Source organism: Pseudomonas sp. zfem005, assembly GCF_032621735.1.
Taxonomy (GTDB): domain Bacteria; phylum Pseudomonadota; class Gammaproteobacteria; order Pseudomonadales; family Pseudomonadaceae; genus Metapseudomonas; species Metapseudomonas solani.
Map to the genome: position 1 here is coordinate 192229 of NZ_JAVYJE010000009.1, position 22689 is coordinate 214917.

The window sequence follows — 22689 nt, forward strand, 5'->3', positions numbered from 1 at the left end:
GGGATCAAGGCTAGGCTTCCGGCATTTCCCTCACCGGGCGCCTGCCGTGAATATCGATACCCGCATCAAGTTCCGCCACCTGGTGTGCTTTCTCGAAGTGGCGCGCCAGGGCACCCTGGCGCGGGCGGCGGACAAGCTGGCAGTGAGCCAGCCGGCCATTTCCAAGACCCTCAAGGAACTGGAGGACCTGCTCGGCGCCAGCCTGTTCGCGCGCAGCAAGAGCGGCGTCACCCTCACCGAGGCGGGCGTGGCCTTCATGCGCTACGCCGGCCCCTGCGTGCAGGCGCTGCGCGATGGCGTGGACAGCCTGCGCAGTGGCGAGCACGAGTCCGCCACCCTGCGCCTGGGCGTGCTGTCGACGGTGGAGAGTCTGCTGGTGCCCGAGGTGGTGCGTCGCCTGCACGCGCGCCACCCGACCCTGGTGGCCAGCGTGGTGACCGGCCCCAGCGCCTACCTGCTGTCGCAGCTGCACGTAGGCGAGCTGGACCTGGTGGTGGGGCGCATGACCGACAGCCCGCAGATCCAGGGCCTGCTGTTCGAGCACCTGTACAGCGAGTCGATGACCCTGGTGGTGCGCCCCGGCCACCCGTTGCTGGCGGGGCCGCCGGCACGGGAGCGGCTGCAGGATTACCCGCTGGTGCTGCCGCTGGCCGGGACCACCATCCGCAAGTACGCCGATGCCTTCTTCGTGCAATGCGGCATCAACCCGCCACGCCAGCGCCTGGAAACCCTGTCCGTGGCCTTGAGCCGGCGCTACGTGCAGACCAGCGAGGCGATCTGGATCGCCCCCACCGACGCGGTGCAGCTGGACCTGCGCCGGGGCGAGCTGGTGGAGCTGCAACTGGGCATCCAGGAGCCGGGCGGTTCGGTGGGTATCTGCAGCAACGCCGCGCTGCCGCTGCCCCTGGCGGCGCACTGGTGCGTGGAGGTGTTGCGGGAGCTGGGGCAGTCCTACCGCGAAGGGCAATATCCTTAACTGATTGGTTATGGATGGGTGGCGTTATTTCAGTTTTGCCGCCGCCAGCGAGGCGCGACACTCCGCCACAGCCTGCTGCCCCGCAGCCTCCATAAATCCAATAAGAAGGAGATCGACATGTCCGATGCGGAACAGAGCCGCTTCGTCATTCGTGACCGCAACTGGCACCCCAAAGCCCTGACGCCTGACTACAAGACCTCCATTCCCCGTTCCCCGCGCCAGGCGCTGGTGAGCATCCCGCAATCGGTTTCCGAAACCAGCGGCCCGGATTTCTCGCACCTGAAGCTAGGGCGCTTCGACAACGACCTGCTGCTCAACTTCGACCACGGCGGCCTGCCCATCGGCGAGCGCATCATCGTCGCCGGGCGCGTCTGCGATCAGTACGGCAAGCCGATCCCGCATACCCTGGTGGAGATGTGGCAGGCCAACGCCGGCGGCCGCTACCGCCACAAGAACGACCGCTACCTGGCGCCGCTGGACCCGAACTTCGGCGGGGTCGGCCGCGCGCTGACCGACAGCGAGGGCTACTACAGCTTCCGCACCATCAAGCCCGGCCCCTATCCGTGGCGCAACGGCCCCAATGACTGGCGCCCGGCGCATATCCACTTCTCCATCAGCGGCCCGTCGATCGCCACCCGGCTGATCACCCAGCTGTATTTCGAGGGCGACCCGCTGATCCCCATGTGCCCCATCGTCAAATCCATCGCCAACCCCGAAGCAGTGCAGAGCCTGATCGCCAAGCTCGACATGAACGCCGCCAACCCCATGGATTGCCTGGCGTACCGCTTCGACATCGTCCTGCGCGGCCAGCGCCGGACCCACTTCGAAAACCGCTGAGGAGCTGCGCGCATGCCCATTCAATTGCTGCCGGAAACCCCGTCGCAAACCGCCGGCCCCTATGTGCACATCGGCCTGGCGCTCGCCGCTGCCGGCAACCCGGTCCGCGACCTGGAAATCTGGAACGAGATGGCCAGGCCCGGGGCGCCCGGCGAGCACATCCTGCTCATCGGCCATGTCTACGACGGCAACGGCCACCTGGTGCGCGACTCCTTCCTGGAGTTCTGGCAGGCCGACCACGAGGGGCGCTATGACTGCGCCTTCGACCCGGAGAAGCCCTTCAACGGCTTCGGCCGTACCGCCACCACCTTCGACGCCGGCGAGTGGACGCTGAAGACCATCAAGCCCGGCGTGGTGCACAACGCCGCCGGGGTGCCCATGGCGCCGCACATCAACGTCTCGCTGTTCGCCCGGGGCATCAACATCCACCTGCAGACGCGCCTGTACTTCGACGACGAGGCCGAGGCCAACGCCCGCTGCCCGGTGCTCGCCCTGATCGAGCAGCCGCAGCGCCGGGAAACCCTCGTCGCCCAGCGCTGCGAGGTGGACGGCACGCTCGCTTACCGCTTTGATATCCGCATCCAGGGGGAAGGGGAAACGGTCTTCTTTGACTTCTAGAACGCTGCAGTCCGATCAGCCCGCCGAAACGGTCCTCGACCGTATCCGGCGGCACTTCAACGCCGTGCTGGAGGCGCGGGGCTACCGCGCCGACAGCGCGCAGCAGGCGGCCATCGAGCACCTCGGCGACTGGCTGGACAAGCACTTGGCCGCGCGCCGGGGCTGGTTCCGCCGGCCGGTGGCGGGTGTCTACCTGTGGGGCGGTGTCGGCCGGGGCAAGAGCTTCGTGATGGACGCCTTCTTCGCCGCGGCGCCGGTGCAGGCCAAGCGCCGCGTGCACTTCCACGCCTTCCTGCAGGAGTTGCAGGTGCGCATGCTCGCCTTCAGCGGCCAGTCCGACCCGCTGGCCCGTGTCGCCCGGGAGATCGCCCAGCAGACGCGCTTGCTGTGCTTCGACGAATTCCACGTGCACGACATCGGCGACGCCATGCTGCTCGGGCGCCTGCTCAAGGTGCTGGTGGAGGAGGGCGTGGGCCTGGTCTGCACCTCCAACTACAGCCCCGACAGGCTGTGCCCGAACCCGCTGTACCGTGAGCGCTTCCGCCCGGCCATCCAGCTGATCGAGAAGCGCTTCGACGTGGTTTCCCTCGATGCGGGGCAGGACTACCGCCAGCACAGCACCGAGCTGGAAGCCTGGGGCGATTACTGCTGGCCCGAGCCGGATGACGGCGGCGCATCGATCCGCCGTGCCCTGGGGCTGGGGGAGGGTGCCTTGCTGGACCAGGTGCTGGAGGTCAATCACCACCCGCTGCGGGTGCATGCCCTGGAGGGCGACCGTGCCTGGCTGGACTTCCACGAGCTGTTCGCCACGCCGCGCTCGGCCAGTGACTACCTGTGGCTGATCGAGCATTTCCCGCATATGGCGGTGGGCGGGCTGGACCGCCTCGGCGACCACCCCCAGGACGTCAGCCAGCGCTTCCTCAATTTCATCGACATCGCCTACGACCGCGGGCTGCACCTGCGGCTGTTCTCCGCCGTGGCGCTGGAGCAACTGGCCGAAGGCGGCAATGCGGTGGACTTCGCCCGCACCCTGAGCCGCATGAAGCAGCTGCGCAGCGTGAAGCTGGACGCTGCCCAGTAGTCCCGTATTTGCGAGGGCGTGCCGACAATTGCGATAACCGCCCACCGCTTCGATAATCGCCCGACTCTCGCCGTGACCGCCAAGGACAACAACAATGAGCGACGAACAACGCGTCCCCCTGCCGCCCCTGGCGCCGCCCATCATCGCCTCGCCGGCCAAGCGCATCGAAGCCTTCACCGGCGACCCCAACTTCATGACTTCCCTGGCCCGCGGCCTGGCGGTGATCCACGCCTTCCAGGAGCGCAAGCGCCACCTGACCATCGCCCAGATCAGCCATCGCACCGAGATCCCCCGCGCTGCGGTGCGCCGCTGCCTGCACACGCTGATGAACCTCGGTTACGTGACCACCGACGGGCGCACCTATTCGCTGCTGCCCAAGGTGCTCACCCTTGGCCACGCTTACCTGTCGTCGACGCCCCTGGCAGTCACCGCGCAGCCGATCCTCGACCGTCTCAGCGAGCAGCTGCACGAGGCCTGCTCCATGGCCACCCTGGAGGGCGACGAGATCCTCTACATCGCCCGCTCGGCCACGCCGCAGCGATTGATCTCGGTGGACCTCAGCGTCGGCAGCCGCCTGCCGGCCTATTGCACCTCCATGGGCCGCATCCTCCTCGCCGCCCTGGATGACGCGGCGCTGGAGGAGTACATCGAGCACGCCGACCTGCAGATCAAGACCAGCCGCACCGTGCACACGCCCGATGGGCTGCGCGCGAGCGTCGCCGAGATCCGCACCCAGGGCTGGGTGATCATCGACCAGGAGCTGGAAGTCGGCCTGCGCTCGGTGGCGGTGCCGCTGAAGGATTCCGCCGGCCAGGTGCTCGCCGCCCTCAACGTCGGCACCCACGCCGGGCGCGTCACCCGCCAGGAACTGGAGACGCGCTTCCTGCCGGTGCTGCTGGAGGCGAGCAAGGAACTCAGCGCGCGTCTGTTCCAGTAAGGGCATTCCCACACGGCGTGGATGTCGCTCCGACATCCACGCGCAGCGCCGCTTGCAAAGCGTTCGATAAGCGCACGCATAGTCGATTATCGAATTGAACTGCCCCGGGCCTCTCCGTAGTGTTTGCCGGGCCGCACGACACGATGCGGCGCCATAAAAACAATGAGAGTCAGCCATGGCCAGCAGCCACCCGCAGCGCGCAAGCGCTCCGTCGTCGCACGCCGCAGGGGTTCGCCTGCCGGGCACGCTCATTCCTGTCTCATTCGCGCAGTCCGGCTTAGAGGTCGAACCCATCGACCCGCGCCGCGCGAAGACGCCTTCACAGGAACTTCCTACATGACCCGCCCTGCACAGCTACCGGCCGCCGGTACCCTCGACGTCCAATCCTTCATCAATGCCCAGCCGCTCTCCCGCTACCAATGGCGGATCGTGCTGCTGTGCTTCCTCATCGTCTTCCTCGACGGCCTCGACACCGCCGCCATGGGCTTCATCGCCCCGGCCCTGACCCAGGACTGGGGCATCGACCGCGCCAGCCTCGGCCCGGTGATGAGCGCCGCGTTGATCGGCATGGTCTTCGGCGCCCTGGGCTCCGGCCCGCTGGCCGACCGCTTCGGCCGCAAGATCGTGCTGGTGGTGGCGGTGTTCCTCTTCGGCCTGTTCAGCCTGCTGTCGGCCTTCAGCAGCAACATCGACCAACTGCTCGCCCTGCGCCTGCTCACCGGCCTGGGCCTGGGCGCGGCGATGCCCAACGCCACCACGCTGCTCTCCGAATACACGCCGGAGCGGCTCAAGTCGCTGCTGGTAACCAGCATGTTCTGCGGCTTCAACCTCGGCATGGCGTCCGGCGGCTTCGTCTCCGCGAAGATGATCCCGGCCTTCGGCTGGCACAGCCTGCTGCTGCTCGGCGGCGTGCTGCCGCTGCTGCTGGCGGTGGTGCTGGTGGTCTGGCTGCCGGAATCCGCCCGCTACCTGGTGGTGCGCAATCGCGGTGCCGACAAGGTGCGCCAGGTGCTGGCCCCCATCGCCCCGGCGGAAGTGGCCGTGGCCACGGACTTCAGCGTGCCGGAACAGAAGACGGTGCAGAGCCGCAACGTGCTCAAGGTGGTCTTCGCCGGCACCTACAGCGCCGGCACCCTGCTGCTGTGGCTGACCTACTTCATGGGCCTGGTGATCGTCTACCTGCTCACCAGCTGGCTGCCGACTCTGATGCGCGACAGCGGCGCGAGCATGGAACAGGCCGCCTTCATCGGCGCGTTGTTCCAGTTCGGCGGCGTGCTCAGCGCCGTGGGCGTGGGCTGGGCGATGGACAAATTCAACCCGCACAAGGTCATCGGCGTGTTCTACCTGCTGGCGGGCGTCTTCGCCTACTTCGTCGGCCAGAGCCTGGGCCAGGTCACCCTGCTGGCGACCCTGGTGCTGCTCGCCGGCATGTGCATCAACGGCGCGCAATCGGCCATGCCGTCCCTCGCCGCACGCTTCTACCCCACCCAGGGCCGCGCCACGGGCGTGTCCTGGATGCTCGGCATCGGCCGCTTCGGCGCCATCCTCGGCGCCTGGATCGGTGCCACGCTGCTGGGCCTGGGCTGGAACTTCGAACAGGTGCTCACCGCGCTGGTGGTCCCCGCTGCGATCGCCACGGCGGCGGTGGTGATCAAGGGGCTGGTGAGCCATGCGGATGCGACGTGACCCGATGTGACCTGCATGACGGGTCATTCGGGTGTGGCTCGCTTGAAAATTGCAGGCTGGCCCTGATCCATAACACTCATCGCGGTGTTCGATAATCGAACGGATATTCGATTGTCGAATTGCCGCGGCTCAGCCCGGGGGATACCTTGCCGGTCACTGTGGCTCCGTAAAATAACAACAAGAGTGTGTTGGACATGGAAAATTGCCTGCTGAGCGAGCGCAGCATGGTGTTTGAGCGTGCCGACCCTTATGCGGTGTCGGGTTACGTCAACCAGCATGTCGGCTCCCACGATATCCGTCTGCCCACCGTGGGGCGGCCCGAGGCCAGCCTCAATCACCGCAAGTTCGCCAGCCTGGACCTGTGCCGTATCAGCTATGGCGGCAGCGTACGGGTCACCTCTCCGGCCCTGGAGACCATCTACCACCTGCAGGTCCTGCTACGGGGCAATTGCCTGTGGCGCGGGCATCGCCAGGAGCACTACCTGGCGCCGGGCGAGCTGCTGCTGATCAACCCCGACGACCCGGTCGACCTGACCTATTCAGACGACTGCGAGAAATTCATCCTGAAGATGCCGGTGGCGCTCATGGAGGCGGTCTGCGACGAGCAGCGCTGGCTGCGCCCGGGCGACGGCGTGCGCTTCCTGCAGAACCGCTATCGCCTGCTGGAACTGGACGGCTTCATCAACCTGCTGGCCATGGTCTGCCAGGAGGCGGAAAGCAGCGACCCCTTGCTGCGGGTGCAGGACCACTACACCCAGATCGTCGCCAGCAAGATGCTCACCCTGATGCGCACCAACGTAAGTCGTGAGCAGCTCGGTTCCCAGGCGGCGTCCTTCGAGCGCATCGCCGATCACATCGAGCGCAACCTCAAGCAGGACATCACCAGCGAGGAACTGGCTGCCCAGGCGCAGATGAGCTTGCGCTCGCTCTACGCCCTGTTCGAACGTCACGCCGGTACCACGCCCAGGCACTACATCCGCCAGAAGAAGCTTGAGCGCATCCACGCCTGCCTCAGTGATCCGGACTGCTGCGTGCGCAATGTCACCGAACTGGCCCTGGATTACGGCTTCCTGCACCTCGGGCGCTTTTCCGAGAGCTACAAGGCGCAGTTCGGCGAGTTGCCGTCGGATACCTTGAAGCGACGCAGCCTGTAGTGCCTGTCGTGGGCAGCCCTATGCTGTGGTGGGTGTCTACAGGTCAACGATCATCGATGCGTTGGGCCTCGCTGCGCTCGGCGCCAACCTACGGGTAGGGTGGAGGTCGCTTTTTACCTCCACCTTGGCGGTGCTGCATGGGGCTCTGGGCCGGGGCAGTCCTGCGGCCTGCTTGGCGAATGAATTGGCTCTGTCTGCGTTAAGTGTTGCTAGAGGATTTGAGCTCAGCTGATTGTCGAGCTCTGGTGATGTTTCTGGTTTCGCCCACCCGGGCGAGTCCCTTTTCCAATCGCTGGAACGCCAGCCCGGTGAAAAGGAACCAAAAAACTTGCCCCATCATCCGGCCCCGGCTTCGCCGGGGTTCCCTCACTCCATCGTTGCTCTGGGGGCCGGCGCGATGGGCCATCCATGGCCTGGCGCGCCTCTCGCGGCATCCATGCCGCTCGTCCCCCGGCGCAACGACTGCGTTCGGCCTCCTGGAGGGGCGTTGGCGGCTGCTCCAACTTTCTTCGCTCGACCCCTCACATTGATGTGCGCAGTAACCCAGCGCACGTTCGTAGGATGGCGTAGAGCGAAGCGAAACCCATGCGGTGGAGGTGGCACGAATCCTTGGGCGCCCGGAAAGCACCGTGCTTGAGCGCTTGCATTAAAACCACAACAGCTAACGCAGACAGAGCCAATGAACTCGCCCCTACAGGTGCGCCATGAAGCACCGTAGGTTGGCGCCGAGCGCAGCGAGGCCCAACGCATCGGGGCCCCGGTTCAACGCCAGCGTGGGAGCGAATTCATTCGCGATGGGGCCCAGTGTGCGGCCAATCGCGGTTGAAACCGCTCCCACAGAAGGCGCACCGCACTCTGCTCCCCTCAGCGGCGGCGTTGACGAATGCCGTTACCCAGGTTGAAGCACCTGGGCCCAGTGCTGCGACGGCTCAAGGGCCCTGCAAGCGCTTGGTCGCAGCGCCATAGACTTTGCTTCGCTCTCGCTTGCCCACGGCGATCACGGTGACAACCACGCGACTGTCGATCACCTCATATACCAGCCGGTAGCCGATGGCACGCAGCTTGATCTTGTAGCAGTTGGGCATATCCCGGAGCTTGTCGGCCTCGACTCGGGGGTTGTCGAGCCGTTCCTTGAGCTTTCTGGCGAACTGCAACTGGATGGTCCTCCCCAGCTTTCCCCACTCCTTGAGCGCTTGAGCGTTGAACTCCAGGTCGTACTTAGTCGGCTCCGCCGGCTTGCGCGATGAGGTCATCGATATCTACCCGTACAGTAGGTTCACCAGCCCGAGCGCGCACGGCTTCAGCCAGTTGCAGATCGTCAATCAGTTCCAGCATGGCTTCGTACCGTGCAGGGGGCACGGCATAGAACGCCGGTTCATTTCGATTGAGGATCACGACCGTTTCGCCGCCACCTTCACGAATGGTGCCCATGGGGTCTTTTTTCAGTTCCGTCACTGACGCCGCAACGTCAGCCAAAACCACGTAGGTCATCGCCATATCTGCCTGTTCTCCGCTATCTGCGTTTCTAAGGTGCCTGAGCTCATTTCCAAGGGCCGAACCATCAAGCTTCGCTGAGCTAATCTCTGGTTCTCTGCTGTGGCCGAGCTGTCTTGGTCAAGGTCATGTGTGCGAACAGAGAGGACTCGCAGAATAGCACCGAAAAAAGCACTCTTAAAAGTGCTTTTCGAGCATCTGGATATGTGACCTCGAGAAGGAAAGGCGATACCCCGAAAGATAGGGGGCAAGCACGAGTTCGGTGAAGCCATACGGCAGGCACCGCCCCTGCACACCCCGCGCTACGACGGTCTTTAGCGCAGCTTCTCCAGCATCTGGTAGTACCACATGCCCACCGCCAGCATCGGGTTGCCGAAGACGTCGCCCATGGGAACCTTGATGTGCGAGCAGTCGGCGAAGGTGTCGTAGTGGCCGAGGCTGCCGGTCATGGCCTGGGCCATGATCTCGCCCATGATGTGGGTGGTGGCGATGCCGTGGCCGGAGTAGCCCTGGCAGTACCAGACGTTGGGCGAGAGCTTGCCCAGTTGCGGGATGCGGTTGATGACGATGCCCATCGCGCAGCTCCACTGGTAGTCGATCTCGATGCCCTTGAGCGCCGGGAAGGTGCGTTCGATGGCCGGGCGCAGCTCGCCGGCGATGTCCCGCGAATCACGCCCCGAGTAGTTGGCGCCACCGCCCAGCAGCAGGCGCTTGTCGGCGGTGAGGCGGTAGTAGTCGAGCACGAAGCGGCAGTCGTAGACGGCCAGGTCCTGCGGATTGATGCGGTCGGCCAACTCGCCCAGCGGGCGGGTGGTGACGATGCCGCCCATGGCCGGGAAGATCATGCCCTTGAGCTTCTTCGGCTCCAGCTTGTGGTACACGTCGCCGGCCAGCAGCACCTGGCGGGCGTTGATGCGGCCCTGGGCGGTGACCACCGCCGGGCGCTCGCCGTGGACGATCTCCAGCACCTCGGAATGCTCGAAGATCATCGCCCCCAGGCTCTCCGCCGCACGGGCTTCGCCGATGCACAGGTTGAGCGGGTGCAGGTGCATGTTGCGGGTGTTCTTCAGCGCGCCCAGGTAAAGGTCGCTCTCCAGATGCTGGCGCACGCCGGCGGCGTCGAGCAGGGTCACGTCGTCGCCCATGCCGCGGCGCTGGGCCTCCTCGAAGGATTCGCGCAGCTCGTCGATATGGGCGGGCTTCATCGCCGCATGCAGGTGGCCGTGCTTGAGGTCGCAGGCGATGCCGTACTTCTCCACCCGGCTCTTGATGATCGCGTGGCCGCGCCAGCGCAGGTGCCAGATGAAGTCGTCCACCTCCTCACCCAGGCGCTTGCGCATCTGCTTGCGCATGGCGGCGTCGCCCGAGAGGCTGCCGGTGACTTGGCCGCCGTTGCGCCCGGTGGCGCCCCAGCCGATCTTCTTCGCCTCCACCAGGGCAACCTTGAGGCCGCGCTCGGCCAGCTCGACGGCGGTGGCGACACCGGTGAAGCCGCCGCCGATGATCACCACGTCAGCCTCCACCGTGCCCTGCAGGGTGGGGTAGTCGGTCTCGGAATTGAGGGTAGCGGTGTAGTAGGAGGCGCAGCGCTCGGCGCTGGGCGTGGTCTTCAATGCAACATTCATCTTCGGTTCCTGCGAGGCCCTCGGAGGCCTTCTCTGTACGAATTCGGTTTTCCTGCTCGAGGCAGCACAACAGCCGTCGCCCCGCACACGCGGGGCGGCCTGGCCGGGCATCAGGCCTGGTTGAGGTACCAGCGCCAGTCCTGCTCGCCCACTTCGGCCATGAACTGGCGGTACTCGGCGCGCTTCACCGCGAGGTAGACGCCGAGGAACTCCGGCCCCAGGGCCTCGCGCGCCCAGCTGGAGTTCTCCAGGGCCTGCAACGCGGTGAGCCAGTCGGTGGGCAGCAATTCCTTGGCCTGTGCATAACCGTTGCCCTCCACCGGCTCGCCCGGGTCGATCTCGTCGCGGATGCCGCGGTGGATGGCGGCGAGGATGGCGGCCGCCGCCAGGTAGGGGTTGGCGTCGGCGCCGCAGATGCGGTGCTCGATGTGGCGGGTGTAGGCCGGGCCGCCGGGCACGCGCAGGCTGACGGTGCGGTTATCCACACCCCAGGTTGGGGCCAGGGGCGCGTAGCTGTTGGCCTGGAAGCGGCGGTAGGAGTTGGCGTTGGGGCAGAACAGCAACAGCGAATCCAGCAGGGAGGCGAGCATGCCGCCCACGGCCAGGCGCAGTTGCGGGGTGCCGGCCGGGTCTTCGCTGGCGAACAGGTTGCGGCCTTGCGCATCGGCCAGGCTGACATGCATGTGCATGCCGGTGCCGGCCAGGTGATCGAAGGGTTTGGCCATGAAGCAGGCCTGCATGCCGTGGGCGTTGGCCACGCCCTTGACCAGGCGCTTGTAGCGCACGGCCTGGTCCATGGCCTCCAGTGCGTCGCCATGTTCCAGGGTGATTTCCACCTGGCCCGGCGCGTATTCGGAAATGGCGGTACGGGCGGGAATGCCCTGGGCCTTGCAGGCCGCATAAAGGTCGGCGAGGAAGGGCTCGATCTGCTCCAGCTCACGCAGGCCGTAGACCTGGGTGGTGCGCGGGCGGCGGCCGTCGCCATCCAGCGCCGGTTGCGGGCGGCCCTGGGCATCGGGCTTCTGGTCCAGCAGGTAGAACTCCAGCTCGCAGGCCATCACCGGGTGGAAGCCATCAGCCTTGAGGCGCTCGATCACTTCGATCAGCACATGGCGCGGGTCGGCGATGGCGGCGGGCATGCCTTCGCTCGGGTGCATGCTGACCTGCACGGCGGCGGTGGGCATGCGGCGCCAGGGCATGCGCACCAGGCTGCCGGCCAGCGGGTAGGCGCGGCAGTCGATGTCGCCCACGTCCCAGACCAGGCCGGAGTTCTCCACGTCGTCGCCATTGAGGGTGAGGCCGAGGATGGTGCTCGGCAGCGGCCGGCCGCTCTGGTACACGGCGAGCAGCTCATCGCGGTGCAGCAGCTTGCCCCGTGGTACACCGTTGGCGTCGAGGATGAACAGCTCGAAGGCGTCGATATCGGGGTTCTGGTCGAGAAAGTCTCGGGCTTCCTGCTCTGTGGCGAATTTCATCTGGCTCTCTTCAGCGCCGCGACGGGCGCAGGTGATGATCCCGGGCAAGGCCATGCAAACACTGTGCAGCCGTGCGTTCGGGAACGGATCGTCATCAAGGTAGGCCAGTTTCCGCAGCGGGAACCGGCCGGCGATCAGAAGGGAGCAGCGTCCGGCGGGCGCGCGTGGCGGCAGTGCCAGAGGGCCCAGAAGGCCAGTTCGAGGGGAAGGGAGACACTGGGTTGCCCCGGCCACCGGCGCTCACACCGCAGCCCGCGCCCCGCCGGTGCGGCGAGGGGCTCGGGTGGTGCAATCAGTGACGGGGGAAAACCCATTGTGGGGCGCCTGGATATGGAATGGCACGAGCCTCGCACGCCGCCAAGGGTGCTTAAAATCCAGTTTTTCCTATCTATTGTTCAGCAGGCGCTAAACAAAGAACGAAGAGGGTGCGCACGACCTGTAGGGGCGAATTCATTCGCCCGGGGCCGCGGAGCGGCCCTCTCCACAGCCTGGGCTCGCCCTGCTCTTGTGGGGGCGGTTTCAACCGCGACGGCACTAGGCACAGGCCCGATCGCGAATGAATTCGCTCCTACAGACAAGCATCCAGCGTCAGTCGTCGTCCTGCGCGCCCTTCATGGATTCATAGACTTCCACGGCGTCGATCTGCAGCTCATCGGCCAGTTCCAGCACACGGGCCACGTCCTGCTTGTAGACCAGCACGGCCTGGAGGATGTCGTCTTCCATCGGGTCACTGAAGCCCACCAGCACATAGCCGCCCTTCTCCGGGTAAAGGGCGCTGAGCTGCACCTGGATGCGGTGCATGGCGCGCAGGGGGTCGACCTTCTTCAGCTGCTTGGGCTGGATGTTGAAGCTCACCTCCGGGCCGAAGGAATCGATGATCTGCTGCAGCAGGTCCGGGTAGTCGTCGGCGTGGAAGAGCACGGTTTCCGGCAGGCTACCGACCACCACCCACTCGCCCAGGGGAATGGTGAAGCTGTCGTCGTAGTTGATGTCCGGGTTGGCGGCGAGGAAGGCCTCGGGATCGGCATAGGCCTGGGCGGCTTCGTCGGCGATCGTGTCGATTTCCTCATCCGACATGCAGCCCGAGCTGATTTTGGTGATGAGTTCGATCAGCTGCGTTTTCATCTGGAAAGGGTCCTGCGGGTGGGAAAGGCGTGAAGGATATAGGCAAGTCGCCCGGCCGGCCATGCGCCCCCGGCTCGTCGCGCCCACAAAAAAGCCCGTCGCGGGGACGGGCTCTTGTGCAACAGGCACGGATCAGGCGCGCAGCTTGCCGCTCCAGTCCATCAGGCTGCGCCACAGGCACACGCCGACGAAGTAGGCCGAGGACAGGCCCCAGAGCGCGACCATCATGGATTTCAGGTCGGGGTACTGGATGATCAGGAACATGCTGCTGAGCATCCACACGAAGGTCACGGTGATGTTCAGCGGCATCAGCTTGCGCACGCGGAAGGGGTGCAGGAACTTCAGCTTGGTCAGGGTCAGCGCGGCCAGCACGCAGATGATGGCGAAGCTCGCCACCGGCGGCAGGTCGATGAGGTAGAGGTACAGCGCGACCACGTTCCAGGCGGCGGGGAAGCCGACGAAGTAGTTGTCGCTGCTCTTCATGTTCAGGTTGCAGAAGCAGAACAGCGACGAAACCAGGATCAGGCTCACGGTGGGCAGCACGGTGTAGTCCGGCAGCGGCACGTAGCGGTAGATGAAGAGCGCGGGGATGAACACGTAGGTCAGGTAATCGATGACCAGGTCGAGGGTCGAGCCATCGAAGTTCGGCAGCATGGTGCTGGTCTGGACCTTGCGCGCGAAGCTGCCGTCCAGGCCGTCTACCAGCAGGGCCGCGCCGAGCCAAAGCAGGCAGTCGCGGGGCTGGTTGTCGAAGAGGGCGAGGATGGCCATCAGCGCCAGCACCACTCCGGTAGCGGTGACGCCATGTGCAGACCAGGCCTTGGCTTTGTTGACCGTATTGATTTGTGTGGACACGTGGGTCTCTGTTCCGCTGAGTAGGTGGCGATAGTCCGTAGACAACTGGAATTTCTTACGCGTTCATCGGGCGATGCCGACGAAGATGCGCACAATGCCGAAAATCTTACTCTCTGCGCTACTAATTCGCTGCTAGGTCATTCACAGGGACCCACAAATTCTTCCGACCGGCGCCCTGCTCCGCCCACTCGGGAGGCTCTGCGACGGGCGCTGCACCGGGCGCCGCCGCTTATCGGTCAACGGCCATCCTGCGCGGCTTGCATCGGCTGCCAGCACGCTGCACCCTAGCGACCTTTTCCACGGCTCCCGCTACCGGCATGAACCAGCCCCCCGATCCTTCGCGCTGCCCGCTCTGCGGCCAGGCCAACGACTGTGCCGAGGAAGCCGCCAGCGGCCAGCCCTGCTGGTGCTTCAGCACGCCGATCGCCCCCGAAGCCCTGCGTCGCATCCCGCTGGACGCCCAGGGCAAGGCCTGCCTCTGCCCCCGCTGCGCCCGCCTGCTGCCCCCCGAAGAACCCACCTGATGCGCCTCGACCGCCTGCTCGGCAACCTCCCCGACCTCAACCGCCAGGCCGCGCGCCTGCAACTGGCCACGGGGCGCGTGCGGGTCAACGGCGCCGTGGTCACCAACGGCAGCCTCGACGTGCGGGTGTTCGACCGCGTTACCCTCGACGAGCGCGAAGTACAGCCCGGCAAGCCGGCGCGCTACTTCATGCTGCACAAGCCGGCCGGCTGGGTCAGCGCCACCGAGCACCCCGAACACCCCACGGTGCTCGACCTGCTGGACGAGCCCGACAAGCATGAGCTGCACCTGGCCGGGCGCCTCGACCTCACCACCACCGGCCTGTTGCTGATCACCAACGACGGCCTCTGGTCACGCCGCCTCACCCTGCCACAGACCAAGCAGCCCAAGGTCTACACCGTGGAAACCGAACAGGTGATCAACCCGGCCTGCATCGAGACCTTCGCCCGTGGTCTCTACTTCGCCTACGAGGACCTCACCACCCTCCCCGCGCAGTTGGAGATCCTCGCCCCTCGCACCGCCCGGCTGACCCTGCACGAAGGCCGCTACCACCAGGTCAAGCGCATGTTCGGCCACTTTCAGAACAAGGTGCTGCGCCTGCACCGCGAAAGCATGGGCGAGCTGCACCTCGACCCGGCCCTGCAGCCCGGCCAGTACCGCGCCCTGAGCGCGGACGAGATCGAGCTCTTCTAAGGGACCGACGGCCGGCGCCTAATCGACTGCAACTTCTCCCCTTCCCTCTCCTCTGAGGAACATCGGAGATGACCATCCGGTGGCAAGGCGCGAAACAGAGCGGCAGCCTTTTCTTCATCACCCGACGGGCTGCACGGAAAAAGTGCTGATTCGCGCTTGCGGGGGTAACCGACCTCTGCTTGAATCCAAACCGAAGGTCAGAGTGTGACCCATGAGTCACCACAACCTTCCAAGCGATCCGCAACACCCCGGCGCTCACCCGCCGACATAGGTTTCCTGCCTGGTCAAAGCGCACATCCGGCCCCTCGAAAGGGCGCTGGATGCCCTGCTCTTTTTCGACCTAAGTTACTGAAAAATAAATAAATTCCAATAAAAACCGCCTGACATTCTCTTGTCATCTCCAGGCGTTTATCTGACTGCCCGAATGCTCCGCGAACGAGGCCTGCCTCGTCCGCACGACCCACTTGCGCCAGGAGGAAACGACATGAGGCCACAGACCCAGGTCGTCACGATCGACAGGAAGTACAAGGTACACACGGAGTTCTACGGCAACCCTCAAGCCAGCCGCACCATCATTCTGGTCAACGGCTCGCTGGCCACTACAGCCTCGTTCGCGCAGACGGTGAAATACCTGCAACCGCAGTTCAACGTGGTGCTCTACGACCAGCCCTACGCCGGCCGGTCCAAGCCCCACAACGACCACAGCCGGCCGATCACCAAGGAAACCGAGGCGGAAATCCTCCTCGAGCTCATCGAGCACTACCAGGCGGACTACCTCTCGTCCTTCTCCTGGGGGGGCGTCGCTGCCCTGCTCGCCCTCGGCCAGAGCCCGGCTCGCATCAGGAAGGCGGTGATCAACTCCTTCTCGCCGATCCTCAACGAGCCGATGCTCGACTACATGAAGAACGGCATGAACTACCTGCAGGCGGTGGACCGCGAGAACGTCGGCACGCTGGTCAACGACACCATCGGCCGCTACCTGCCGGCGTTGTTCAAGCGCTTCAACCACAAGCACGTCGCCAACCTCGACGAGCACGAATACCGGCAGATGCACTTCCACATCCGCCAGGTGCTGTCCCTGGACGCCAACTGCTACGTGGACTGCCTCAAGGCCGTGGACATCCCGCTGCTGTTCGTCAACGGCGAGCACGACGTCTACACATCCCCCAAGGATGCCCAGCTGTTCGCCGAGCATGTGCGCGACTGCCAGTTCGCCACCATCCGTAATGCCGGCCACTTCATCGACATCGAACACAAGGCCGGCTGGCTGCAGACCCAGCAAGTGATGCTCGGCTTCCTCGACACCCCCGCCAGCACCCAGCAACCGCGCCACCTGCAGCCACTGCCCACCCAGGCGATGGCCGTCTGACCACCCGACGCAGGCCCCCGCGACGGGGGCTTCCACACCCCGCTGCCAGGTAGCAGGCGTGCATTAAGTGCATGATCGGGCTTCATTTTGGCCAAGGCTTCTGGTAAAAAGGCGGCCTTGAAAGCGGGCGTCGTATAATGGCATTACCTGAGCTTCCCAAGCTCATGACGAGGGTTCGATTCCCTTCGCCCGCTCCAGACATAGAAAGGCCCGCAGTCTCATCGAGATGCGGGCCTTTTGCTTTCCAGCTCCCGTAGGTTGGCGCCGAGCGCAGCGAGGCCCAACGGCTCATTGGCATAATCTGCCAATCCCCCATACAGTGGCCCACTCCCCCTCTTGGAGTCGATGCCATGCCTACCCGAAACGTGGTGCTCAGCGACCACCAACACGAATTTGTCGAACGCCTGGTGCAATCCGGTCGCTATCAGAACGCGAGCGAGGTGCTGCGCGAAGGGCTGCGCCTTATCGAGGAGCGTGAGCGCCTGGAAGCAGCCAAGCTCGATGTGCTCCAGCAGGCGGCCCGTAAAGGTCGGGAAGATATCGCGGCGGGTCGTTACCTGGATGTGGAGGATGCCCAGCTCGAAGACTTCATCGGCCAGCTTGGCCAGCAGGCCGCTCGACGCAAGCAAGACTGATGGCCCGGTACCGTTTATCCAAAGCCGCGCAAGCCGACATCCTCGACATTCTGGCCTGGACGGACGAGCAGTTCGGCGAGATTGCACGCCAGCGCTATCAGGCCCTGATCGTTGCCGGCCTGCGTGATGTCGCATCAGCCCCGAACCAGGCCGGCAGCGCGGAACGACCGGAGCTCGGCGACGGCGTTCGCTCCTGGCATCTACGACTGAGTCGCGAACGAGGCCGCACAGCGTCGGGCATCGTGCGCAATCCCCGGCACTTCCTTATCTACCGGCAAGAGGCGGACAGAATCATGATCGACCGGGTTCTACACGATGCGATGGAGCTCTCGCGTCACCTGCCTGTCGAGTAGGCTGGGTGATATCCCCACGTTGGGCTTCGCACGCTCAGCACCAACCTACGGTGATCACCGTGCGCAGCCCGCATTTCACTCCGGCCCCGCCCCCGCCCCCGCCCCCGCCCCCGCCCCCGCCCCCGCCCGGACCTTCCGCCCTTCCAGCTTGGTCCGGTACATCGCGTTGTCCGCATGCAGCATCAGCGCCTCGGCGGTGGTGCCGTCCTGGGGGTAGATGCTCAGGCCGATGCTGGCGCCGATGTCGAGGGGGTGGCCCTTCACTGTGATGGGGTCGGCCAGGGCCGTGAGGATCTTGTTCACGACGGCCTTGGCAGCGGCGGCAATGTCCTCGCCCTGGATCAGCACCACGAATTCGTCACCGCCGAGCCGGGCCACCAGGTCGCCGCTGCGCACTGCACCGCGCAGGCGCCGGGCGACGACGATGAGCACCTCGTCGCCCACCGAGTGGCCCATGTCGTCGTTGATCTTCTTGAAGTCGTCGAGGTCGAGGAACAGCACCGCCAGTTGCTCGTCGCTGTCGGCCACGCCGCTGATGGAGCGCTGCATCTGGCGGAAGAACTGCCGCCGGTTGGGCAGGTCGGTCAGCGAGTCGTGGTCGGCCAGGTGGCGCAATTCCTGCTGGTTGCGGCTCATCATTTCCATGTGCGACTTGAGTTCGCGGCGCATCAGGTCGAAGCCACGGGCCAGCACGCCGATCTCGTCCTTGCGGGCGATGGGCAGCGCGACGTCGTGCATGTGCTCGGTCTGGAAGCTGCGCGCGGCGAGGCTGAGCATCTGCAGCGGCCGGGTCAGGGCGCGGGAGAAGAGCACCGCCAGCACCACCGCCAGCACGCTGAACACCAGCACCATCTGGATGATGCTACGCCCCAGGGAGCGGCCACTGCCGAGCACGTCTTCCAACGGTCGCGAGAGGCCGAGCACGACGAACTGGTCATCCCCCTTGAGGCCGAAGGGCTTGCGCACGAAGGCCATGATCTTGCCCTCGGCCCGGGTCGGTGCGTCCAGGCCGTTGATCAGGATGCTCGGCTCCTGGCGGCTGAGCAGGCGCTGGGTGTCGGCGAAGCTGTCCTGGATGAGGATGCGCCGCCCCTTGTCGAAGCCGAAGGCCATCGCCGGCTCCGGGTGCACCAGGAAGTCGCCCCACTGGTTGGCCAGATACAACTGGTGCCCCTGCGGCAGGTCCGTCTCCAGCTGTTCGAGGAAGCGCTTGAGGTCGACGTTGATGACCACTACCCCCTGCACCACCCCGTCCTTTCCCGCCACGGGCGTAGCCACGCGCAGGGTCGGGGTGCCGTCGGCCGAGTGGGCGCCGCGCTCGTGGTTGACCGTGATGGGCGCGAGGTACACCTGCCCCGGCTTGAGCTGCAGCGTTTCGAACACGTAGGGGAAATGGCCTTTCTCCTGCAGCAGCAGGCCGTCCACCTCGACCATGCGCTGGCCGTCGCGATCGAAGCGGATCACCTCGATGCCGTGGTGCTGGCGGCTGATCAGGCGCACCTGGGAGTACTGCGGGTGCAGGCGCATCACCGTGGCGAAGACACCGGCCAGGTGCGGCTTGGCGCCCGGCAGCGAACCGAGGCTGGCGACCTGCGCGCTGGAAGGCATCTCGGCCAGGGTCAGGGCGTCGGCGTCGATGTCGCTCAGCAACGACGACAGGCGCTGGCTCAGCAGCTCGGTGGAGGTGAGCAGGTTGCCTTCGGCCTCCTTCACCAACAGCGCCTGGTTGGCCGAATAGGAGAAGTAGCCGGTGATCCCCGACGAGAGAATGCCGATGCAGGCGAGCAGGATCGACAGCTTGACGGTCAGGCCCATGCGCATGGCTAGAACCTCTCCTCCCGGTCACCGGAGACGATGCGGCTCCACAGCGTCTCGCGCCGGCCGACGTCCTCCACCGGTTGCAGCCAGATGAGCCGCGCATCCCCCGCCGGCTCCAGCGGGGCCTCCAGGGTATTGGCCAGGCCCTGGCGCTCGCTCAGCAGCTTGCCAATGCGGGGTTCGAGCATGTAGTCGATCCACGCCAGCGCCAGCTCGGGGTTGGACGCGGTGCGCGTCATGGCCCAGCAGTCCAGCCAGGCGATGGCCCCTTCATCGGGAATGACATAACCCACATCGGCGCCGGCCTGGCGTAGTTGCGTCACCTGCTGCATGCCGTAATTGGCGAACAGCAGCGCCGCCTTGTGCCGCAGGAACAGGTCGGTCGCCTCCTCCGGCAGGCTGTAGTAGGCCAGCAGGTTGCGCCGCAGGGCCACCAGCTGCCGGGTCACCTGGCGCATCTCGGCGTCGCGCAGGTGGAAGGGATCGGGCAGTCCCAGGGTCAGCGCGGTGAAGGAGAAGTTGTGTTGCGCGCTGTTGAAGGCCAGCACCTTGCCTTGATAGGCCGGGTTCCACATCTCGGCCATGGAGCGCGGCGGCACCGGCACCTGCTGGCGGTCGTAGATGAGCCCCATGGCCGCGTAGGTGAAGGGAATGGCATACACCTGGCCGTCCCGCGTCAGCCCCTCGATCGACTCGCGATCCTGGAAGCGCGGCAACTGGAAGCGGGTGTTGGGCAGGCGCGAGACATCCAGCGGCTGCAGCATGCCGTTGTGGTAGTAGCGCTGGATCTCGGCGGTGTTGGCGGCGAGCACGTCGAACAGCTCGCCGTCCTGGGCGTGCAGCTTGTCCCAGAGGGACTCGTCGGAATCCACCAGGGTCACCACCACCTTGACCTGGTGCTGCTGCTCGAACGCCTTCACCACATCGGCGTCGGCGTAGCCGGGCCAGGCCAGTACATGCAGCACATCGCCGTCAGCCGCCAGGGCCGGCACGGCCATGCACAAGGCAACCAAGGCCCAGATCGAACACAGTCTGCGCATATCCCCGCCCTGGACGGAATTAGGCTGATTGAACGATTCCGAAGCATGAACCAACCGCCCCCGCCCAGGCCTCCAAGCACTGACCGGGAATGCACCTCGAACCTGAAATAACCGGGCGACCAGCCTGCTTGCCCTGGCCGGAATGGAGCGGTCGCGACGGATTCCCCACAGCATAGCGATGACGCAACCCGTTTTGCTCGTCGATATGGCCAAAAGCCGCCATCCGCGTGGAGGATCGGACAAACGGAGCGCCACGGCAGCCCATCGCCCCCTCGCCGGCGGCCCTTCACCCGGGCGCACAGCGGAATGGGCACGAGAATCGGGCAAGAGTGGGACGCCCGTACCGCCGCGGACGAGCGGGCGCACGGGCGATTCCTCTGCCCGGCACTTGGTGGCTAAATAGGCCCCCTGGGAACGCCAGCGGCCTGGCCGCGCGTCCGCGCCTCTGCCCCACCGCACACGCACACGCACACGCACAAGAAACGAGGACCGTCATGAACACCGGTTTTGCCAGCATCACCTCCCCCCACGTCCGGGTGCCGCGCCATGTCGCCGGCCAGCCCCAGCAACGCCAGGCGGTGAACCCATGATCGAAGTCACCGAAGCCTCCATCGCCGAGCTGCGCGCCGCGCTCGAATCCGGCCGCACCACCGCCGTCGAACTGGTCGAGGCCTACCTAGCCCGCATCGACGCCTATGACGGCAAGGACACCGCCACCGCCCTCAACGCCGTGGTCGTGCGCAACCCCGAGGCCCTCGAAGAAGCCCGCGCCGCCGATGCCCGCCGCGCCCGGGGCGAAACCCTCGGCCCGCTCGACGGCATCCCCTACACCGCCAAGGACAGCTACCTGGTCAAGGGCCTCACCGCCGCCTCCGGCAGCCCGGCCTTCGCCGAACTGGTGGCACAGCGCGACGCCTTCACCATCGAGCGGCTGCGCGCCGCCGGCGCCATTTGCCTGGGCAAGACCAACATGCCGCCCATGGCCAACGGCGGCATGCAGCGTGGCGTCTACGGCCGTGCGGAAAGCCCCTACAACGCCGCGTACCTCACCGCGCCCTTCGCCTCCGGCTCCTCCAACGGTGCCGGCACCGCCACCGCGGCCAGCTTCTCGGCCTTCGGCCTGGCCGAGGAAACCTGGTCCAGCGGCCGTGGCCCCGCTTCCAACAACGGCCTGTGCGCCTACACGCCCTCGCGCGGGGTGATCTCGGTGCGCGGCAACTGGCCGCTCACGCCGACCATGGACGTCGTGGTGCCCTACGCCCGCACCATGGCGGACCTGCTCGAAGTGCTCGACGTGGTGGTCGCCGATGACCCGGACACCCGTGGCGACCTGTGGCGCCTGCAGCCCTGGGTACCGATTCCGGCCGCGTCCAGCGTGCGCCCCGCCTCCTACCTGGAGCTGGCGGTGAAGGCCGAGGCCCTGGCCGGCAAGCGCCTCGGCGTGCCGCGCATGTTCATCAACGCCGACCCGCAAGCCGGCACCAGCGAAGCCCCCGGCATCGGCGGCCCCACCGGCCAGCGCATCAACACCCGCGCCTCGGTGATCGACCTGTGGCAGGAGGCCCGCAAGGCCCTCGAAGCCGCCGGCGCCGAAGTGGTCGAGGTCGATTTCCCGCTGGTGTCCAACTGCGAGGGCGACCGCCCCGGCGCCCCCACCGTGTTCAACCGCGGGCTGGTGTCCAAGGAATTCCTCCACCACGAGCTCTGGGACCTCTCCGCCTGGGCCTTCGACGACTTCCTCCGCGCCAACGGCGACCCCAGGCTCAACCGCCTGGTGGACGTCGACGGGCCGAAGATCTTCCCCCACGACCCGGGCACCCTGCCCAACCGCGAGGGCGACCTGGCGGCGGGCATGGACGAGTACGTGCGGATGGCCGAGCGCGGCATCACGCCCTGGGACCAGATCCCCACCCTGCCCGACGGCCTGCGCGGCCTGGAGCAGACCCGCCGCATCGACCTCGAAGAATGGATGGACCGCCTGGGCCTCGACGCCGTGCTCTTCCCCACCGTCGCCGACGTGGGCCCGGCCGACGCCGACGTGAACCCCGAGTCCGCCGACATCGCCTGGAGCAATGGCATCTGGGTCGCCAACGGCAACCTCGCCATCCGCCACCTGGGCGTGCCCACGGTCACCGTGCCCATGGGCGTGATGGCCGATATCGGCATGCCCGTCGGCCTCACCTTCGCCGGCCGCGCCTACGACGACTCCACGCTGCTGCGCCTCGCCGCGGCCTACGAGGCCACCGGCAGCAAACGCCAGGTGCCGCCGCGCACCCCGCCGTTGGCGCGCAGTTGATGGAACGGCGGGATCGGGGCTGCACGCACCGATCCTGCCCGCTCATCGCGCAGACACTTGCCCCAGGCCCGGCCCTGGAGTACCCATCAGGTCCACCCT

General features: G+C 66.1%; 21 protein-coding genes and 1 tRNA gene. 14 read left to right on the forward strand and 8 right to left on the reverse strand.

Annotation, left to right across the window (positions count from 1 at the left end; all coding sequences use genetic code 11):
* Positions 1 to 46: 46 nt before the first annotated feature.
* The 7 genes from pcaQ (at position 47) to RTW82_RS20940 (ending at position 7289) form a co-directional block, all read left to right on the forward strand.
* Positions 47 to 976, forward strand: coding sequence for a pca operon transcription factor PcaQ (pcaQ, locus tag RTW82_RS20910; RefSeq protein WP_021221002.1), 930 nt, complete (start codon positions 47 to 49; stop codon positions 974 to 976).
* Between the two features lie 117 nt (positions 977 to 1093).
* Positions 1094 to 1813 carry a protocatechuate 3,4-dioxygenase subunit beta gene (pcaH, locus tag RTW82_RS20915; RefSeq protein ID WP_271657794.1) on the forward strand — a complete coding sequence of 240 codons (720 nt, stop codon included), beginning with the start codon at positions 1094 to 1096 and terminating at the stop codon, positions 1811 to 1813.
* A gap of 12 nt (positions 1814 to 1825) precedes the next feature.
* Entirely contained in the window at positions 1826 to 2431 is a 606-nt protein-coding gene (gene pcaG, locus RTW82_RS20920; RefSeq protein WP_316926336.1) for a protocatechuate 3,4-dioxygenase subunit alpha, read from the forward strand.
* Positions 2421 to 3512 (forward strand): cell division protein ZapE, encoded by a 1092-nt coding sequence (gene zapE, locus RTW82_RS20925; protein ID WP_316926337.1) that lies wholly within the window; start codon positions 2421 to 2423, stop codon positions 3510 to 3512. Before pcaG ends, zapE begins: the two co-directional genes overlap by 11 nt.
* A 94-nt stretch (positions 3513 to 3606) precedes the next feature.
* Complete coding sequence (locus RTW82_RS20930; protein WP_316926338.1) at positions 3607 to 4449, forward strand: IclR family transcriptional regulator C-terminal domain-containing protein; 843 nt, start codon at positions 3607 to 3609, stop codon at positions 4447 to 4449.
* Positions 4450 to 4785: 336 nt separating this feature from the next.
* Complete coding sequence (locus RTW82_RS20935) at positions 4786 to 6135, forward strand: MFS transporter (protein ID WP_316926339.1); 1350 nt, start codon at positions 4786 to 4788, stop codon at positions 6133 to 6135.
* A gap of 194 nt (positions 6136 to 6329) precedes the next feature.
* Positions 6330 to 7289, forward strand: a complete 960-nt coding sequence (locus RTW82_RS20940) for an AraC family transcriptional regulator (RefSeq protein WP_316926340.1) — start codon at positions 6330 to 6332, stop codon at positions 7287 to 7289.
* A gap of 929 nt (positions 7290 to 8218) precedes the next feature.
* On the opposite strand, the gene RTW82_RS20945 is transcribed toward RTW82_RS20940, so the two are convergent.
* The 6 genes from RTW82_RS20945 to pcsA all read right to left on the reverse strand — a co-directional run bounded on the left by RTW82_RS20945 (position 8219) and on the right by pcsA (position 13863).
* Entirely contained in the window at positions 8219 to 8542 is a 324-nt protein-coding gene (locus RTW82_RS20945; protein WP_316926341.1) for a type II toxin-antitoxin system RelE/ParE family toxin, read from the reverse strand.
* Entirely contained in the window at positions 8508 to 8780 is a 273-nt protein-coding gene (locus RTW82_RS20950; RefSeq protein ID WP_172435033.1) for a type II toxin-antitoxin system Phd/YefM family antitoxin, read from the reverse strand. Before RTW82_RS20950 ends, RTW82_RS20945 begins: the two co-directional genes overlap by 35 nt.
* 317 nt (positions 8781 to 9097) lie before the next feature.
* A complete protein-coding gene (locus tag RTW82_RS20955) occupies positions 9098 to 10408 on the reverse strand; it encodes an FAD-binding oxidoreductase (protein ID WP_316926342.1) in 1311 nt (436 codons plus the stop codon).
* A gap of 110 nt (positions 10409 to 10518) precedes the next feature.
* Positions 10519 to 11883 carry a glutamine synthetase family protein gene (locus tag RTW82_RS20960; RefSeq protein WP_021216988.1) on the reverse strand — a complete coding sequence of 455 codons (1365 nt, stop codon included), beginning with the start codon at positions 11881 to 11883 and terminating at the stop codon, positions 10519 to 10521.
* A 588-nt stretch (positions 11884 to 12471) separates the two neighbouring features.
* Positions 12472 to 13008 carry a hypothetical protein gene (locus RTW82_RS20965; protein ID WP_316926343.1) on the reverse strand — a complete coding sequence of 179 codons (537 nt, stop codon included), beginning with the start codon at positions 13006 to 13008 and terminating at the stop codon, positions 12472 to 12474.
* A gap of 132 nt (positions 13009 to 13140) precedes the next feature.
* On the reverse strand, positions 13141 to 13863 hold the full coding sequence (gene pcsA, locus RTW82_RS20970) for a phosphatidylcholine synthase (RefSeq protein ID WP_021216986.1): 723 nt from the start codon (positions 13861 to 13863) through the stop codon (positions 13141 to 13143).
* A gap of 317 nt (positions 13864 to 14180) precedes the next feature.
* Between pcsA and RTW82_RS20975 the strand changes: the two genes are divergently transcribed.
* The 6 genes from RTW82_RS20975 to RTW82_RS21000 all read left to right on the forward strand — a co-directional run bounded on the left by RTW82_RS20975 (position 14181) and on the right by RTW82_RS21000 (position 17436).
* Positions 14181 to 14387 (forward strand): cysteine-rich CWC family protein, encoded by a 207-nt coding sequence (locus tag RTW82_RS20975; protein WP_184491969.1) that lies wholly within the window; start codon positions 14181 to 14183, stop codon positions 14385 to 14387.
* Positions 14387 to 15079 carry an RNA pseudouridine synthase gene (locus RTW82_RS20980; RefSeq protein ID WP_316926344.1) on the forward strand — a complete coding sequence of 231 codons (693 nt, stop codon included), beginning with the start codon at positions 14387 to 14389 and terminating at the stop codon, positions 15077 to 15079. Before RTW82_RS20975 ends, RTW82_RS20980 begins: the two co-directional genes overlap by 1 nt.
* A gap of 484 nt (positions 15080 to 15563) precedes the next feature.
* Positions 15564 to 16448: an alpha/beta fold hydrolase gene (locus tag RTW82_RS20985; RefSeq protein WP_021216983.1), complete on the forward strand. Its 885-nt coding sequence runs from the start codon at positions 15564 to 15566 to the stop codon at positions 16446 to 16448.
* A gap of 123 nt (positions 16449 to 16571) precedes the next feature.
* Positions 16572 to 16645: transfer RNA gene (locus RTW82_RS20990), tRNA-Gly, on the forward strand.
* 153 nt (positions 16646 to 16798) lie between these two features.
* Positions 16799 to 17083 (forward strand): type II toxin-antitoxin system ParD family antitoxin, encoded by a 285-nt coding sequence (locus RTW82_RS20995; RefSeq protein WP_021218734.1) that lies wholly within the window; start codon positions 16799 to 16801, stop codon positions 17081 to 17083.
* On the forward strand, positions 17083 to 17436 hold the full coding sequence (locus RTW82_RS21000) for a type II toxin-antitoxin system RelE/ParE family toxin (protein WP_271660264.1): 354 nt from the start codon (positions 17083 to 17085) through the stop codon (positions 17434 to 17436). Before RTW82_RS20995 ends, RTW82_RS21000 begins: the two co-directional genes overlap by 1 nt.
* 75 nt (positions 17437 to 17511) lie before the next feature.
* On the opposite strand, the gene RTW82_RS21005 is transcribed toward RTW82_RS21000, so the two are convergent.
* Both RTW82_RS21005 and RTW82_RS21010 read right to left on the reverse strand, forming a co-directional pair.
* The gene (locus RTW82_RS21005; RefSeq protein ID WP_316926345.1) at positions 17512 to 19257 is read right to left on the reverse strand and encodes a diguanylate cyclase domain-containing protein; all 1746 of its coding nucleotides are present in this window, start codon (positions 19255 to 19257) and stop codon (positions 17512 to 17514) included.
* Positions 19258 to 19259: 2 nt separating this feature from the next.
* Positions 19260 to 20294, reverse strand: a complete 1035-nt coding sequence (locus tag RTW82_RS21010) for a PotD/PotF family extracellular solute-binding protein (RefSeq protein WP_184491961.1) — start codon at positions 20292 to 20294, stop codon at positions 19260 to 19262.
* A gap of 586 nt (positions 20295 to 20880) precedes the next feature.
* Here RTW82_RS21010 and RTW82_RS21015 point away from each other — a divergent pair.
* Positions 20881 to 22590 (forward strand): amidase, encoded by a 1710-nt coding sequence (locus tag RTW82_RS21015; protein ID WP_316926346.1) that lies wholly within the window; start codon positions 20881 to 20883, stop codon positions 22588 to 22590.
* The last annotated feature ends 99 nt before the right edge of the window (positions 22591 to 22689 follow it).